Source organism: Novosphingobium sp. G106 (assembly GCF_019075875.1).
GTDB lineage: Bacteria > Pseudomonadota > Alphaproteobacteria > Sphingomonadales > Sphingomonadaceae > Novosphingobium.
The window spans coordinates 4,075,449-4,091,044 of sequence record NZ_JAHOOZ010000001.1; the positions used below are offsets into that span (position 1 = coordinate 4,075,449).

At 64.1% G+C, this 15,596-nt stretch carries 11 protein-coding genes, 1 tRNA gene and 1 pseudogene; 4 read left to right on the forward strand and 9 right to left on the reverse strand.

Annotated elements, in window-relative coordinates; all coding sequences use genetic code 11:
* Positions 1–96 precede the first annotated feature (96 nt).
* A complete protein-coding gene (locus KRR38_RS19405) occupies positions 97–1,404 on the reverse strand; it encodes a malonyl-CoA decarboxylase domain-containing protein (protein ID WP_217404639.1) in 1,308 nt (435 codons plus the stop codon).
* Positions 1,405–1,648: 244 nt separating this feature from the next.
* Between KRR38_RS19405 and KRR38_RS19410 the strand changes: the two genes are divergently transcribed.
* Positions 1,649–1,722, forward strand: a tRNA-Gly gene (locus KRR38_RS19410).
* A 37-nt stretch (positions 1,723–1,759) separates the two neighbouring features.
* Here KRR38_RS19410 and KRR38_RS19415 read toward each other — a convergent pair.
* The 3 genes from KRR38_RS19415 to KRR38_RS19425 form a co-directional block, all read right to left on the reverse strand.
* Positions 1,760–2,095, reverse strand: coding sequence for a hypothetical protein (locus KRR38_RS19415; RefSeq protein ID WP_217404641.1), 336 nt, complete (start codon positions 2,093–2,095; stop codon positions 1,760–1,762).
* Positions 2,096–2,223: 128 nt separating this feature from the next.
* A complete protein-coding gene (locus KRR38_RS19420; protein WP_217404643.1) occupies positions 2,224–2,463 on the reverse strand; it encodes a hypothetical protein in 240 nt (79 codons plus the stop codon).
* A gap of 97 nt (positions 2,464–2,560) precedes the next feature.
* Complete coding sequence (locus KRR38_RS19425) at positions 2,561–3,355, reverse strand: metallophosphoesterase family protein (RefSeq protein WP_217404645.1); 795 nt, start codon at positions 3,353–3,355, stop codon at positions 2,561–2,563.
* 30 nt (positions 3,356–3,385) lie between these two features.
* On the opposite strand from KRR38_RS19425, the gene KRR38_RS19430 reads away from it, so the two are divergent.
* Entirely contained in the window at positions 3,386–4,444 is a 1,059-nt protein-coding gene (locus tag KRR38_RS19430; protein WP_217404647.1) for a M48 family metallopeptidase, read from the forward strand.
* Here KRR38_RS19430 and KRR38_RS19435 read toward each other — a convergent pair.
* The 5 genes from KRR38_RS19435 to KRR38_RS19455 form a co-directional block, all read right to left on the reverse strand.
* Positions 4,441–4,815, reverse strand: a complete 375-nt coding sequence (locus KRR38_RS19435) for a hypothetical protein (protein ID WP_217404649.1) — start codon at positions 4,813–4,815, stop codon at positions 4,441–4,443. The two genes, KRR38_RS19430 and KRR38_RS19435, sit on opposite strands and share 4 nt — an antisense overlap.
* Complete coding sequence (locus tag KRR38_RS19440; protein WP_217404651.1) at positions 4,815–5,984, reverse strand: hypothetical protein; 1,170 nt, start codon at positions 5,982–5,984, stop codon at positions 4,815–4,817. The genes KRR38_RS19435 and KRR38_RS19440 overlap by 1 nt, the downstream gene beginning before the upstream one ends.
* 70 nt (positions 5,985–6,054) lie before the next feature.
* Positions 6,055–8,262: a GumC family protein gene (locus KRR38_RS19445; RefSeq protein ID WP_217404654.1), complete on the reverse strand. Its 2,208-nt coding sequence runs from the start codon at positions 8,260–8,262 to the stop codon at positions 6,055–6,057.
* 7 nt (positions 8,263–8,269) lie between these two features.
* Positions 8,270–8,890 carry a polysaccharide biosynthesis/export family protein gene (locus KRR38_RS19450; protein ID WP_309141089.1) on the reverse strand — a complete coding sequence of 207 codons (621 nt, stop codon included), beginning with the start codon at positions 8,888–8,890 and terminating at the stop codon, positions 8,270–8,272.
* Positions 8,891–9,029: 139 nt separating this feature from the next.
* Positions 9,030–10,412 carry an O-antigen ligase gene (locus KRR38_RS19455; protein WP_217404659.1) on the reverse strand — a complete coding sequence of 461 codons (1,383 nt, stop codon included), beginning with the start codon at positions 10,410–10,412 and terminating at the stop codon, positions 9,030–9,032.
* A gap of 227 nt (positions 10,413–10,639) precedes the next feature.
* On the opposite strand from KRR38_RS19455, the gene KRR38_RS19460 reads away from it, so the two are divergent.
* Positions 10,640–15,361: an FG-GAP-like repeat-containing protein gene (locus KRR38_RS19460; RefSeq protein ID WP_217404660.1), complete on the forward strand. Its 4,722-nt coding sequence runs from the start codon at positions 10,640–10,642 to the stop codon at positions 15,359–15,361.
* Positions 15,327–15,590, forward strand: a pseudogene (locus KRR38_RS37815) (calcium-binding protein); the annotation flags it as partial. The gene KRR38_RS19460 and the pseudogene KRR38_RS37815, both read left to right, overlap by 35 nt.
* Between the last annotated feature and the right edge of the window lie 6 nt (positions 15,591–15,596).

The window sequence follows — 15,596 nt, forward strand, 5'->3', positions numbered from 1 at the left end:
AGGGCGGGACACGCTACACCCGCCACCCTCACCGCTGCGACCAGCGAGCAAGCCAGCCAGTCTCGCTCCTCTCCCGCAAGCGGGAGAGGGTGGCCCTCACGCGACCTTCTCGACCTTCTTCGCTTCCTTGGCTTGGCCGCCATCGGCAAGGGCCTGCACCGCCTTTGAGGCGGCGACCGTGCCGAGCTCGGTCAGCGCGAAGTGGTTCGCCTCGATCTCGGCGAGATCGTAGACGTAGTTCACCATCACGCCGTGCGATTGGCGCAGGCCGTTGGCCGACAAGTCCGCATTGGAGTGGATCGCCTCGAGCCGCGCACCGTTGCCGAGATGGAAGCGCGCCACCGAATCGGCCGGACCGCCGCGCTTGGAACGCGCCGTGGTGAGATAGCGCGCCGCATAGGAGCGCAGCTCGCGCGCCGGCGGCACCTTGGCCTCCTTGCCGATCTCGCCCGCGAGCCACTTGGCGAAGCCCGGCACCGGCGATAGCGTCGCGGTGCACTTGAGCTGTGGCAGTTCCTCCTTGAGCAGGCCGACGACGCGCTTGATCAGGTAGTTGCCGAAAGGAATGCCGCGCAGGCCGTCCTGGCAGTTCGAGATCGAGTAGAAGATCGCGTGGCTTGCTGCATGCGGATCGATCACCTTGCGCTTCTGCGCGGTGATCTGGCCGATGCCGCTGGGCAGTTCGTCGGTCAGCGCGACCTCGACGAAGATCAGCGGATCGTCGGCCATCTGCGGGTGGAAGAAGCCGTAGCAGCGGCGATCGATCGGCTGCACGCGGCGGCGCAGTTCGTCCCAACCGGCAATCTCGTGGACCGCCTCGTACTTGATGATCCGCTCGAGCAGCGCGGCCGGGGAATCCCAGGCGATGCGGCGCAGTTCGAGGAAGCCGGCGTTGAACCAGGCGGTGAAGGCGTCTTCGAGCTCGCGATCGAGCGCCTTGAGGCCCGGGGTCTGGTCTGGCGCGCTCAGCAGGTCCGAGCGCATCGCGATCAGCCGCTGCGTTCCCTGCGGCGCGAGGTTGAGCATGCCGATCAGCTTCTGGCTCGGCGAGGCGCTCGCCTCACTCAGCGCCTGAGCGGCGCTCTCGTCGCGCTTTTCCTGCCAGCGGGCGATCGCCTTGTCGATCGCCGCGGCGTCGCGCGGGTGCAGATCGTGGATCTGCGCGAGGAAAGCCTGGCGCGCCGGAAGGTCGCTGGCCTCGTAAAGGTCGAAGAAGGCCGAGGCCAGCGCCGGGCCCGACGCCTTGCCGCGCAGCGACAGCAGCGCACCCGCGAGATCGAGCAGCCCTTCGCTGGTGGCCGGGCGCGGGGCAATGCCGATCCGCGAGAGCAGCTTGCCGAGCCGCGAATTCATCACGAGCTCCAGCGGATTGCGCCGTACCGGGCGCGATCTGGGCATATCCATGGCCTTATCCTTTTCCCCGCCACTTGGGCCAACAAACGCCGACCCGGACGATTCGATCCTAAACAATATGGGTTTAGAATGAATGAGCCGACAGTGGTGTGACAAGGACTTATGGAAGCGACGAAGCGATTCAAGGCTGCGGCAACGGGCATGTCCGCCCAAGACAAGCCGCGCCGGTTCGGTTCGACGATTGACCACGACGGCGCGCTGGGGCATGGGAAGCCCCGCGCGAGACCTTCGCCGTGCGGGTATAGCATAGTGGTAATGCACTAGCCTTCCAAGCTAGCTAGAGGGGTTCGATTCCCCTTACCCGCTCCAACTCCCTCCGATCCTGAACCTGCGCAGAAGCAATGCGTTATGCCTCGCCGCGCCGTTCGGGACGGTCGCGCAGGGCCATCGGGCGAAGCCGCACGCCCAGGCTGATGACCAAGGGCCAGCACAGCGTATTGCCGAGATCGGCAAGCGTATCGGATACCCGCAGCCCATAGGAGAGATAGTCCATCGTCTCGTTGCCCAGCTCGGCCGCGGCCACTACCGCGAACGGCAGGAACGTGGCCAACGACCGCCGGCTGACGATGCGGACGAGCAGAAGGATCGCCAGCCCCGCATGGATGTGAAGGATCGCATCGGGCAGCCCGGTGCCATCCCCGATCCACAGTATCCAGGAATGATAGAGCTTGGGAAAATCCATTCGGCCGTCATACTCGCAATGTCGGATCTCGCACGCCCCCAAGCGCCTGCGATTGCCGGGACCGCGAGCCGCCCCGCAAAAAAAATGGCGGCACGGGGCCGCCATCTTCCCTATCCTGTTTCCGAAGCTTACTTGCTGTCGGAGCCGTCCGAAGCGACGATGGCCACCGTGCCGGCGACGACAATGGCAGCGCCGATGCCCAGCGCCACGCCGGAACCGATCTTGTTCGCCTTCTTGACCGAAGTCACCGCTTTCACCGGCGCCGCCTTGGCGATCGAGAGCGACGAAGCAGCGGGAGCCGCGGCCATCGCCGGCGTCGCGAGGAGAGCCGAAGCCGCAACGGCCGCGAATAAATTGCTGATATTCATTATTTTATTAGCCCCCTGAAACATTCGCGCAGACAGCTATCATCGGCAGCATGACGTCACAAGCGATGTCGTAACCGAATTGGCGGCAATCGACGCATCACGCGGCGACCGCCGCAGCAAGCCCTCGCTCCTGCACGATCCAGCGGCGATCGCCCTCGAAACCCATTGCACTGAGCACGCCGCTGCGGAAGGCGCCCGTGTCGAGAGCGATGCGATGCGGCAGCTCGACCACCTCGTCGAAGATCGTGTGGCCGTGGACCACGACCTTGGCGAAGGGTGGCTCCGCGCCGAGAAACTCCTCGCGGATCCAGCGCAGGTCGCTCGGCCGCTGCTCGTCGAGCGCCACACCCGGCCGAATCCCGGCGTGGACGAAGACGTAATCGCCAGCGACGATCTGGTCTTCGAACGACTCGAGAAACTGGCGGTGCGCCGCCGGTACCGCCGCCTCCACCAGGCGTGCCAGTTCGTCGTAGTCAGCGGCGGCGTAGGTCTCTTGCACGATGCCGTAGCTGAGGATCGTCTCGATCCCGCCGATCCGGGTCAGGAAGCGGAGCCCCTTGGCGTCGCCCTGAAGCGCCGACAGGAAGACTTCCTCGTGATTGCCGAGCAGGAAGCGGGTGCCGGGTCGCTCATCGCGCAGCGCGATGAGACGATCGACGACTTTCGCAGAATCGGGTCCGCGATCGACGAGATCGCCGAGGAAGATCAGTTCGCCGGGAGAACCGCCCCGCGCACTATCGTCGGCGTCGATGCGCGCCAGCAATCGCTCGAGCAGGTCGAAACGGCCGTGAATATCGCCGATTGCATAGATGCGGCGTCCCTCCGGCACGCACGGCACAGCGGCAGTCGCATCGCTCCGCTTGCGACCGAGAGAGAGAAGTTTCCTGATCATGACAAGGCCGTTAGGGCAGCGGGGATGAACATGGAATATCCGAAACGGGCGGCTGCCATTGCGGGAGCACGGATCGGGCGATTGGCCTGCGCGCTTCTTGCGATCGGCCTGCTGGGAAGCGCGCCGGCATCCGCCGCTGCGGCCGACAATCCGTTCGAAGCGATCCGCGAAACCGACGCCACGCTGGCACGGATCGGCTTCCGCCTGGCGACGGCCAACGCGTCGCTCTGCGACCGGCTGGAGCCGGGCCTGGGGCTCGTGCTCCACACCCCAAGCCAATATGCGCGCGGTGCGCGCGCCGAAGCTGTCCGGCACTTTGGCTTCGACGGGCCGGTCGGCGTGGAAGCGGTAATCGCCGGGTCACCAGCAGAGCGCGCCGGCCTTCATGCCGACGACAGCCTGAGCGCTGTCGGCGCGGCGCGGTTCGTCACCACCGATCCCCAGGCAGAGGCCAGCACGGCGGCGCTGATCGACGTCACCGCAGGAATAGCCGCGCTGCCGCCGGATGCACCGCTGACCGTCGAAGGGCGCCGCGCAGGTGCGCCCTTGGCGATCACGGTCCACCCCGTGCCCGCTTGCCACTCGCGCTTCGAAGTGGCCATTTCAGCGGGTTTCGACGCCCAGGCCGACGGCGACCTCGTCCAGATCAGCAGCCGGTTTCTCGAGACCTATCCCGAGGATCAGGTCGCCGCGGTCGTGGCCCACGAACTGTCGCACAACATCCTGCGGCACCGCGAGCGCCTGGAAGCGATAGGCGTGTCCTTCGGCATGCTCTCGGGCTTAGGGCGCAACGTACGCTATTTCCGTGAGACCGAACTGCAGGCGGACATCCTCTCGATCGCGCTGCTGGCGAACGCCGGTTACAATCCGCAGGCGGCCGTGCGCTTCTGGCGCGACTTCGGCCCCAAGCGTGCCGGCGGCATCCTGCGCAGCCGGTCGCACCCCGCCTGGCGGGATCGCATCACGACGATCGAGAATGCGATCGCAGCACTCGGACCGGAACGGCCGGCGCGGCCAGCTATCCTCGGCGATCGGAACAGTCCGCTGAAAGGGGAATGGGAAGCGTTGATCGCGAGGCACGCAGACTAGCGGCGATCGCGCTCCTTCTTCTCCACATCGACGAACGGCGACCGGGCGTTGGCCTGCGGATCGTAGTCTTCATCGATCCGGTTATGCATTCTCGACTGGATGCGGTTTTCGATGCGAGTGGAGATGCGTTTCATCGGATGGACGTCGGACGCGACATCCTCGCGCACCTGCCGCTGACCCGCACGGCCGACGGCGGATCGGGTAACGATGCCAGGCGAAGGCGCCTCCTGCTCAGCGGGCCTCTGCGACAATTCCTGCTGCGGCTCTTGCTGCTGAGGCTCATCATCGCGATTCTGCCCCGCTTGTGTCTGTGCAAACGCGGGCGTCACCGCAGCCAAGCCCAACAGGCCGAAGAGAAAACGCAGCGGCATCACGGCGCCGGAGCCAGCTGTACGCGATCGAGCTGGCCGTTCATGCCCGTTACCGCATCGGATGCGCGCGCGACGAACTCGAGAACCTGCACCGGGCATCCCGCGGGCACGCTCATGTCTCCGGCAAAGTTACCGCCCGACTGCGCGGAATTGGGCATCGGTACCCGCGCCAGCTCACGCCCATCCGACCGGCATAGCAGCCTCCAGTAGGGCAGCGACACGGAAGCCTGTTCGATCCCGCTGCTATGCCCGCTGAGGCGGTAAGTGCCGGGCGGGAGCATCTGCACCTGCTGAAGCATGGGACCGCCCGTGCTTGCGGGTGCAGCGAAGTCGAAGAAACCATCACGCTCGCCACGCTGGATCGAGGTGCTCACCCCTCCATCGTTGACCGGCACCCAGTCGAACGGAGTCGGCCTGTCGCCGGCTCCGCCGAAGCGGGGATCGCGTGACCGGTGCTGGTCGGCGTCGCGGTGTATCGCCGCGTAGTGGCGCCACGCCTCGTCCGGTAGACCGTCGACCAGTAGTGCATTGATGGCGACGGCATGGGCGTTCACGGGAACCGGCACGCCAGCCCGACCAAGTTCGAGAAAGAGCGCCGAAGTCGTCCGCGCGTCGGGCGGATTGGCCGTGACATAGCTGACGAAGGAATCGGCCCAGAGCGGCTTGCGGGCCAGCGTCTCTATCAGCGGACCGCGCACCTCGGCGTCGGCACTGGCGGAGGTGAGGATCGGGAAAAGCAGATCCCAGCTCTGCCCTTTGGCGCGCAGCGCGATGTCGTAGTGATGCAGCGCGCCGCGGATGTCACCGCGCGAGACGGCTGCCTCGATATTCCAGAGCTGAGTCTGAAGATCGCGGCGCGACAATCTTTCCGAATAGGCGAAGATGCGGCGTGCGCCTGCAACATCATTGCGAAACTGAGCGTCGATGCCCAGCGTCGAGACCGCGACGACAGCGGTCGGATCCCGCCGCAGCGCCTGACGTGCGAGCGCATCGGCGCGCTGTCGGTCGGCCGAAGTTGCCTGCGGGCCGGTGAGCGAAGCGGCGAAAGCGGCAGTGATCCGTCCGTCCCATGGCGCGATGCGGTGGGCCGCAGCCGCGTTGCTCTTCACCAGAACCTGCGCGAGCGTATGTGCGACGCTGAAGTAGCTGGCCACGACTGCCGCCGCCACCAGTCCCCCCCGGATCGCCCATTCGCGAGGAGCGCGGCGCGGAAGGAAACTGCGGCGCGGCACGGCTGGCTCAGCCCCTGCCCTTGGCCTCGTCGCGGCCGTAGCCGTAACCATAGTTGTAACCGTAGCCGTAGTGGGCCTTGCGGGCTTCGAACTTGGTCAGGACGCCGCCGAATATGCGGGCATTGGCGCTGGCAAGACGTCCCAGCGCGGTCCGGACCAAGCTCGACCGAATGCCGTGGGATTCGACTGCGTAGATCACGCCCTCGACACGGCTGGCGATCAGCGGCGCATCGGCGAGGCCCATGACCGGAGGCGAATCGATCACGACGTGATCGTAGTCCTCGAGCAGGCGCTCGATCAGCAGCGACAGCCGTTCGCCGGTGAGCAGCTCGGCGGCGTTCGGGGGAATCGGACCCGCCGACATCGCCACGAAACCCAGGTCGCTCATCTGGAAGGTCAGCGGCGCAATGTCGTCCTGCCCGGCCAGGAAGTTGCTGAGACCTTGGTCATGGTCGACGCCGCCGAGGTGATGCACCGAGGGCGAGCGCATGTCGCCATCGACCAGGATCACCTTGCGGTGCGCACGCGCCAGAGTGGTGGCAAGCGCCAGGGCGGTGGTCGACTTGCCTTCCGACGGACGAGTCGAAGTGACCGCGAACGAACGCGGCACGCCGTGTTCTGTCGTGAAGCCAAGGTTGGTCTGGATCGCGAGGTACGCATCGAACAGATCGGACTTGCGATCGAGCAAGGCCTCGCGCGGGGTGCCCGTATTCACCTTGGGCACCGAACCGAGCAGCGGCAGGCCAAGCCGCCGTTCGACTTCGGCCGGGTCCGCGATCGCTTCGTCGATCTGTTCGAGCGCGAAGGCGAGAAGGCCGCCGAGGCCCACACCGACGAGCAGGGAAATCAGCAGGTTCAGGAAGAGGCGCGGGCTCGAAGGCTTCTGCGGGATATCGGCCGCATCGACCACCGAGATGTTGTTCACCCCGACACCACCAGCGACCCCGATCTCCTTGAAGCGTTGGAGCAGCCCGTCATACAGCGCGCGGTTGGTATCCACTTCCTGCTGGAAGATGTTGTACTGGATGCTGCGGCGGCGGAGATCGAGGTAGTTCTGCTTGAGTTCGTCGACCTTGGCCTTCAGCGCGCGCTCGCGCTCGATCGCCCCGCGATAGTCGGCCTGGAGCGAGCCCGATACGCGGCCTTCTTCTCGCGCGATCGAACGATCGAGCTGGTCGATCTGCGACTGAATGGCTTTCGCCGCCGGATAGCCTGGCTCGAACTGGACCATCAGCCGCTGATATTCCGCCGAAAGTTCGGCCCGGCGCTGGCGCAGGTTGTTGATTGCCAGATTGCGCAGCGCCTCGGCCGAGGCGCCGCCGCCGCCCTGTTCGGAACGCGATTGCGCTTCGATGCGAGCCGCCGTGGCTTCGCTGAGCGACGCGTTGAGCGTGGCGAGATTGTCTGCGACGATCGATCGTTCCGACGTGGTCGAACCGTTGTTCGACTGTGCCGGCAGATTGATGATCTGCTGCTGCGAAGCATAGGTGACCAGCTGCCGCTGCGATTCATCGAGCCGCTCCTTCTGCAGAGCGAGCTGGCGTTCGAGCAGGTTGCGGCCATAGGAGGTGGCCTGGACCTTGCGTTCGAGATTCGTCTGGATGAAATTCTCGGCCCAGGCATTCGCGACGCGCGCCGAAAAGGCGGGATCGGGGCTGGTGAAGCCGACAGTCACGAGGCGGGACAGACGCGTCGGATCGACCGAGATGTACTTCAGCAGAATCTCGCCAGCAACACGCTGACGTTCGGCTCTGCCCGACGACGGGTAGTGCCCGTTCTCGAACTGGAACGCCGGCGAGTCATCCGAATTGCCGAAGCGCTCGTAGAAAGCCGGATCGTCGACGAGGCGCAACTGGATGGCCACCCGCTCGGAAAGGGTGCGCGAACGCAGCAAACCGTACTGCGTCTGATAGAATTCCTGATCGGCAATGCTGGTCTCGCGATCCACGCCCTGGAAATCGGTGACCTTGCTCGCTTCCCGCGAGATTTCGACCGTCGTCGTCGCGGTATATTTGGGCGTCATCAGCAGCGTGACGATAAGCCCCAGGAGAACGACGCCCACGATCGCCCCGATGATGACGTAACGCCAGCGCAGCGCGATCCGCAGGTACTGGCGGATCATCGGCAGGCGTTCGGGCTCCGTGTCACGCAGGTTGGCGAGCGGAGCCAGGTTGGCCGGGACGCCCAGCGGGCCGGGATTATGCGCATTCATCATGATAACACTACTGCACGACTGCGATCAGGGGTGCCGCAAGGAGCGGTGCCAGCGAGACGAAGTCCTTGAACAGGCGGCGCTGAGGCGAATCACCGACGACGATCACGTCATTGGCGTAGATCGGGGGATCATCGTAGGCGCCACGCCGAATGGCGGCCATGTTGTAGAGACCTGCCATCTTGCGCCCTTCGACAGTGCGCAGGATGACCACGTCGTCCTGCCGCGCGAATTCGGACATGCCCTTGGCCGAGGCGATCGCCCGCATCAGCGTCATCTGGTTGGTCACGGGATAGAGGCCCGGCTCGACCACCTGGCCGTCGACGGTCACGACCTGGCTGACCGAGCTCTTGATATTGATGGTGACTTCCGGATTGCGCACGTAACGCCCCCGGAGCGCCTGCTCGATGCTCCTGGACAGTTCTTCGGCGGTTTTGCCCCTTGCGTCGAGCGAACCCACGAGCGGCATAGCGATCCGCCCGCCGGCATCCACCTGCAGTTCGCGGCTGAGATCGGGAACGTTGAAGACATCGACCTGGATCGTATCCAGCGGTCCGATCAGCGCCGGTCTGTCCGCCGCCGTGAGATCGGCGCGATTGGGGGCAGGAAGGCTAGACGAGTCCTGAACCACGGTAAGCCGGTCGGTCGAAACGAGGGGCTCACGACCAGCGCACCCGCTGAGAGTGCATGCCAGCAACAATAGGGTCGAAAATCTACGCATCAGTTTGATTGGCTTCTAAGGTTACAGGCTGCGCGGCGGCTCATAGATGCTAAGCGGACTGTGGTAAAGCTGAGGCGCTTGCCGGTTGTGCATGGTCGCTCAGCCAGACGGCAGCAATCATGACTATTGCCATGATCATGGGCGTGCGTGCCGGATAGTCGACCAAGCTGGCGAGCATTATCAGCAACAGCATCGCCGAACCCAACCGGGGTATGACGTGAGGGCGATCCGCTTTCTCACGCCAGGCACGAAAGGTGGCCTTCGCCCACCAGCCGAGCGCGGCGAGGAGCAGAAGCAGGCCGGGCAATCCGGCGTCGAGCACAATCTCCAGGAAGTCATTGTGGGCGTGGTTGAAGTAAGTCGGCTTCAACAGCGCCATGGGCTCGTGCAGGCGGAACAGCGGATCGAAACCCCCTAGGCCGCTGCCGAACGGGAAGTAGTGACCGATCATGTCGAGAACCACGGGAAGGCCCCGGGTTCGCATGTCTTCGCCAACGCCCAGCGCGATCGTGCGATTGATCGATTCAGCGCGATTGGCCGCCACGCTGGTGAGGATCACGGCTGCGATTATGCCGACCACGACAAAGATCAGGACCCGCACAACCCATTTCGGCGCCCGGCGAAGCTCGCGCCGAATACCCTGCCTGGACAGGAGCAGCCCGAGACACATCGCCAGCAGACCGACCAGCATCCCAGCCCGAGACCCGCTGGCAAGGATGGTCAGCGCGAACAGAAGGAGAAGCGCAAAGGCCAAAGGGCCGCGCCGGTGCATTCGGCGCTCCTCCATGAACGCCCAGACAGGCGCCAAAAGACAGCCGCAGGCGAGATAGAGGGCGAAGTGGTTGCGGTTGGCGAAAGTACCGCTCACCTGCCCCAGCTCATCGTTTATCAGCGGATTGTCCAGATGTGCGCCGGAAAACTGCAGGAGACCGATCAGGGTCGATAGCGCGATCAAGGCCAGGACGAGGCTGGGCAACCAGGCCCGTTCCCGCCGCGTGAGCCCCAGGACCAGCAGCAGCACGACGGCCGGCACGATCAGCGACGAGAGCGCGTTCAATGTGGCGTCGGGAACGATCGACCAGGGACGCCAGGGCTGCGATTGCCCGCTAAGCAGCGCAGCCGAACCGAGAACCCCGCGGCCAGGCAACATCTGCCAGATCGATGGCGGCAGCGGGACGATCTGCAGCAGGGTGAGCGCGATCGCCGCCAACATCAGGACGGCGACCGGACCGATCGCTTTGGCTGCCGGCCGATCGCCGAACACCAAAGCCAATATCAGGCATATCCAGGCTGCCGCGCGAACGACAACCTGCCCCCAGACATCGGCACGCGATGCACCGCCTGCCGCGCACAATACGATCAGAAAGCCGGAAAGAAGAACGAAGGAGGCCGTAGGCCTGGATGCCCAAATCGAGTTGACGCGCACTCCCATACCGACGTGCCAATATGCGAAATCTTCCGGGCGTGAAACCTCTCTTTTGGCGTTCGGCACTGCACTCGATGCGGGGCCGGCCGATTCCGGCGGCCAGCTTCATAACGCGCAGGATCGTGGGTCAGTCAGGGCTTCACCCTAGTTACCCTAAACCTCCTGATAACCCTCTTTTGATACCCCGCTTGCCGGTCTTCAGGCGCAAAAAATAAAACGGGGTTTCAATCGCTTTGCCGAATTATGATTTTGACGCTGACGGTTACAGCGATTGGTACAGTTCTCAACCCGGCGCGGGAGTTCTAATCAGCCTCTCCAACGGCGCATCCTTTTCTGCTGCCTCGGCGTGGTATCAAGACCCCCAGTGGACCGCCGGACCTTGCTATGTCGGCGACTTCGACGGCGACGGCCGATCGGATCTGCTGCGCGTTTCGACGAGCGACGCCAGCCTGAGCGTTCTGCTGTCCGACGGCACGAAGTTTCTCGATCCCGTCTCCTGGAACACGGACGGTGCCACGTTGAGCGGTACCTTGCTGACGGGAGACTTCAACGGCGATGGCAAGACCGACGTCATATCCGCACGTGCCGACGGGACCGGTGTCGATATTCTGCTGTCGACGGGCAACGGGTTCCTGCCCGCCGCGGCCTGGGCCGACACGGAGCTGACCGACTTCTCCAACTGGCTGGTCGGGGACTTCAACGGCGACGGCAAAGACGACATCCTCCGGAAGATCGCCGGATCCTATGGCGCGGAGGTCCTGCTTTCGACAGACGGCACCCCCATCCTATCGACCAACTGGACCACGGCCGGCGTGCTGCAAGGCCAGAACTGGATGATCGGGGACTTCAACGGCGACGGCAAGGACGACCTCTTCCGCGTCCTGCCCTATCAGCTCGAACCCGACGTGTTCCTCAGCAACGGCCAGGGTTTCTACGAAACCAGCCATTGGAACGACGTAACCGGGATCGATTTCAGTTCCGCCAGGCTAGTCGACCTGAACGGCGACGGGCTGACCGACATCGCGGTCAACGACCAGTTCTCGCTCCTGAGCACCGGCCACAGCTTCGTCGCGAGCTATTCGGACGATCAGTTCCATCCCGAAAGCCTCGTGATACCGAAAGTGATCACCGAGGGCGGCGCGATCATTCTGAACGTCGACCACGGCGATCAGTACGCCTGTACGATTTTCGATCCGTCCACGGGCGCGGTCATCGCCTATCTGCCGTCATTGCCCGACGACGGCTATCGCCTGGAAATCGGCGACAGCTTCGCCCCCGGCTCGTTCTACGCGGTCCGCCTGACCTCGGTCAGCGATCCCCAGCTTTCCTATACCACCTCCTTCAAGGTGATATCCCAGGATGCGGCGGACCAGATGCTGTCGCTACTGGATCGCTTCGACATCAGCTATCACGAGAATACGGCTACCGGCCTGTTCTCGGACGACGGCTGGAAGGCGGGCCTGAAGTCCTTTCAGGATCTGGGAGATCTCTTCGCATCGAGAAGCGCCGCCGATCAGCATCTCGAGTTCGAAGGCTATGGCACCGAGACCGCGAACGCCTTGTATCTCATGGAATCCGTCAACCTCATGTGGGGCTACGGCAATCCGGTGGAAAGCACGCTGCCGGGACGGGTCATTCGCAACGAGCAATTCACCGCCACCGATACCAGCCAGATCACGTTCGATCTGTACCTGAACGCCGAGATTGCCGACTGCCAGGACTACGCGGCGCTGAACGCCTATCTCTTGACCCGCGCGGGCATCGAGAACCGGATCGTCCTGACCACGGGTCACGTTTTCAACGAAGCTTTCGTCGACGGGAAATGGTGGACCTTCGACCCGACCTACGGAATTGCCTATGGCGCTTCCTATGCAGAAGTTCTGAGCGGCGCCCAGGACATTGCCCTTCTGGACTTCGGCCGTGCCTCTTCCGCTCTCGGCTCCGATAAGTATAGAGAAATTACCGACGACGCCTATATTCAGAAGATCATCTCGGACGCTGCAGGGTCTTCGTCATCACCGCAGTATCTGTCGGTTTCCGATTTCTACGATTACATCGCCGATGGGTTCATCTACCGGCAGGCCCTGCCCGAAGGTGCCCTCGATCAAACCTTCGCCCCCGTGCCCATCGCTGACGGATACAACGCCACGCAAGTCGATTTTCGGGATTTCTACTACTATCTTTCAAACCTCAGCCGCTTCGACGTTTCCTATGCCGGGGCAACCAAAGCGGATCTGATCGGGGGCCTGGCAGGTAGTGCGCCGACGCTCCACGGCCTCATGTACGATCTGCAGTTGAGCCTGGCGCGTGCCGGCACCCCGCTCGAGCCGGTGCTGCTCACGACACAGAGCGCGATCTCCGATTGGGACCTCGATGCTTTGGGCGGCAGCGGCTCGGCCTATTTCGAAGCGGCGCTCGCCGGTGCAACGGCGAGCACACGCCTTGTCGCCTCGCTCGCCTCCGTGTTCGGCGCGGCCGGATTCGACGTGCGGATCATCGACGCCCACGGCGCCACCTTCCTGGAACTCGTTGGCGAGAAGGCGTCCTATGTCGTCGATCCGCGGCTCGGCATCGTTTACCTCGGCCGGTTCGACGAAGTGCTGGGATCGAACCAGGTCGAGACGATCATCCTGGACAACCCTGCACTCTTTCCCGAGCAGAGCGCTGGCGACGCGCAACAGGCCGCGCTCAGCCAGGACATGAAAACGAACCTGCTGAAGTTCCAGCTCGGCTATTACGCCGACTATTCCTCAACGTCATTCGATGACTGGCTGTTTGCCCAGGCTGGCGGCGATGGGCAGAATCTTCAGGGAGATTCGGCCGACAACACGCTGCAAGGCGGGGAAGGCAACGATCTCCTGTCCGACCATGTTGGCGGCAACGACACCCTGTGGGGAGGTGCCGGCAACGATCTCATCGACGTCACGCGGCCGCTCGATGTGCCCGGGTCGACCGTTGTGGTCGATGGTGGAGACGGGCAGGACGATATCCGCTTCAACGGCGCCGGTCGCAATCTCGATGACGTTTGGGCGAACGGCGGCGACGGCGACGACAGCATCCATATCGTCGATGCGAAGACTGTCGGGATCAACGCGGGTGGCGGCGCCGACACGATCTATCTGGTATCGAACAGTGGCTCTTCCGCTTCGATCGATGCGGGATCGGGCAACGACACCATCTATGTCTCGGGCTCCGGCGCGGTGACGATCTCGGCCGATGAGGGCGACGATACGCTCTGGATTGCCCAAAGCGAGAACACGATAGAAGTTTCGCTGGGTACCGGCCAGGACCGGATCGTGCTGCTGCCTTTCGTCTCGGAGGAAGGCTTCTCGCTCGGCGCGCCCGTGGTGGTGACAGACTTCGCGGTCGGCCTGGCCGGCGATGTTCTCGATCTGAGTCAGTTCCTGGCGAAGAGCTTCGATTGGGACGGCTCTAACCCCTTCGCGTCGGGGCACCTCAGGCTCCTGCAAGATGGCAGTTCGACGCTCGTGCAGATCGACCTGGATGGCGGCGGAGATACTTTCCAGACGGTCATCGTGCTTGAAGACGTTTCGGCGGAGGAGGTATCCTCGCTCAATCTTGGAGGTCTGGTCGAGGGCATCGAGGTTACGGGAACCGCTGCGCCCGAAGAGATCGTCGGAACGAGCCTGGCAGATGTTCTCAGAGGTCTGGACGGCGATGACGTCATCAAGGGCGGGGGCGGCGCCGATCTGATGATCGGCGGTCTCGGCGACGACACCTATGAAGTCGACAACGCGGGCGACGTCGTGGTGGAACTGGCCGGCGAAGGCCACGATACGATTGCGACCAGCCTGAACACTTACAGCCTCGAGAACGTCCCCAACGTCGAGGCGCTGATTTTCACGGGCACCGGCGACTTCACCGGCATCGGCGGGTCGGGTGACGACACCCTGCAGGGCGGAGACGGCAACGACACGCTGATCGGCAATGGCGGCGACGACATTCTCGACGGCGGCACCGGTTTCGACATCGTGGTCCTCGACTACGACAGGCGGGCCGCGAACGTGACATACGGCGTCGGCGAAATCGTGCTGGACGGCCCACAAGGGCACGACCGGATCATCAACGTGGAAGCGATCCAGTTCGCGGACGGACTCTACGATGTGCGCTCGGACGGGCTGATCGCGGCCAATCCGCGCCAGTTGCTGGACGGGACGGCGTCGGCCGACTGGATCGTCGCGGGCGATTCCGCGGACACGGTCAACGGCGGCGACGGCAACGATGCCATCTTCGGCGGTTTCGGCGCCGATATCCTCCATGGCAACGACGGGGATGACCGGCTGGAGGGCGGCGAGGATGACGACACACTTTACGGAGAGCTGGGTCGCGACACGCTGAGGGGCGGCATCGGGAACGACTACCTGTCCGGAGGCGACGGCGACGACTATCTGAACGGCAACGCAGGCAACGACGTGCTCGTCGGCGGGGCCGGTTCCGATCAGCTATTCGGTGAGGACGGAAACGACCAGTTGCAGGGCGGCGACGATGCCGACTACCTGGACGGCGGGGACGGTGACGACACTCTCAACGGCGGTGCAGGCGCCGACAAGTTGTGGGGGCAAGCAGGCAACGACTACCTCGCCGGCGACGATGGCAACGACTATCTGAACGGCGGCGTCGGCGACGATATTCTCTACGGCGGCGATGGATCCGACCAACTATTCGGCGAGGATGGCAACGATATTATCTCCGGCGAAGGGGATGCCGACTATATCGACGGCGGCGAGGGTGACGACACGCTCTATGGCGGCCTGGGTGCGGACATCCTGGTGGGTCGCGGGGGCGCCGATACGCTCTACGGTGGCGACGACAACGACTACCTGAACGGCGGATTGGGCGCCGACGTGCTCTACGGCGACGACGGCTCCGACCAGTTGTTCGGCGACGACGGCGACGACTATCTCCACGGGGGGAGCCGGCGCCGACTACCTTGATGGAGGCCTCGGCGCCGACACGCTTTTTGGCGATGCAGGCGCAGACAAGCTGATCGGACGCGAGGGCAACGACACCATCTACGGCGGCGACGACAACGACTACCTGAACGGCGGACAGGGAGACGATATCCTGTTCGGCGACGATGGCTCCGACCAGCTATTCGGTGAGGACGGAAACGACCAGCTCGATGGCGGCAACGGCGACGACTGGCTCGACGGCGGGCTGGGTGACGAC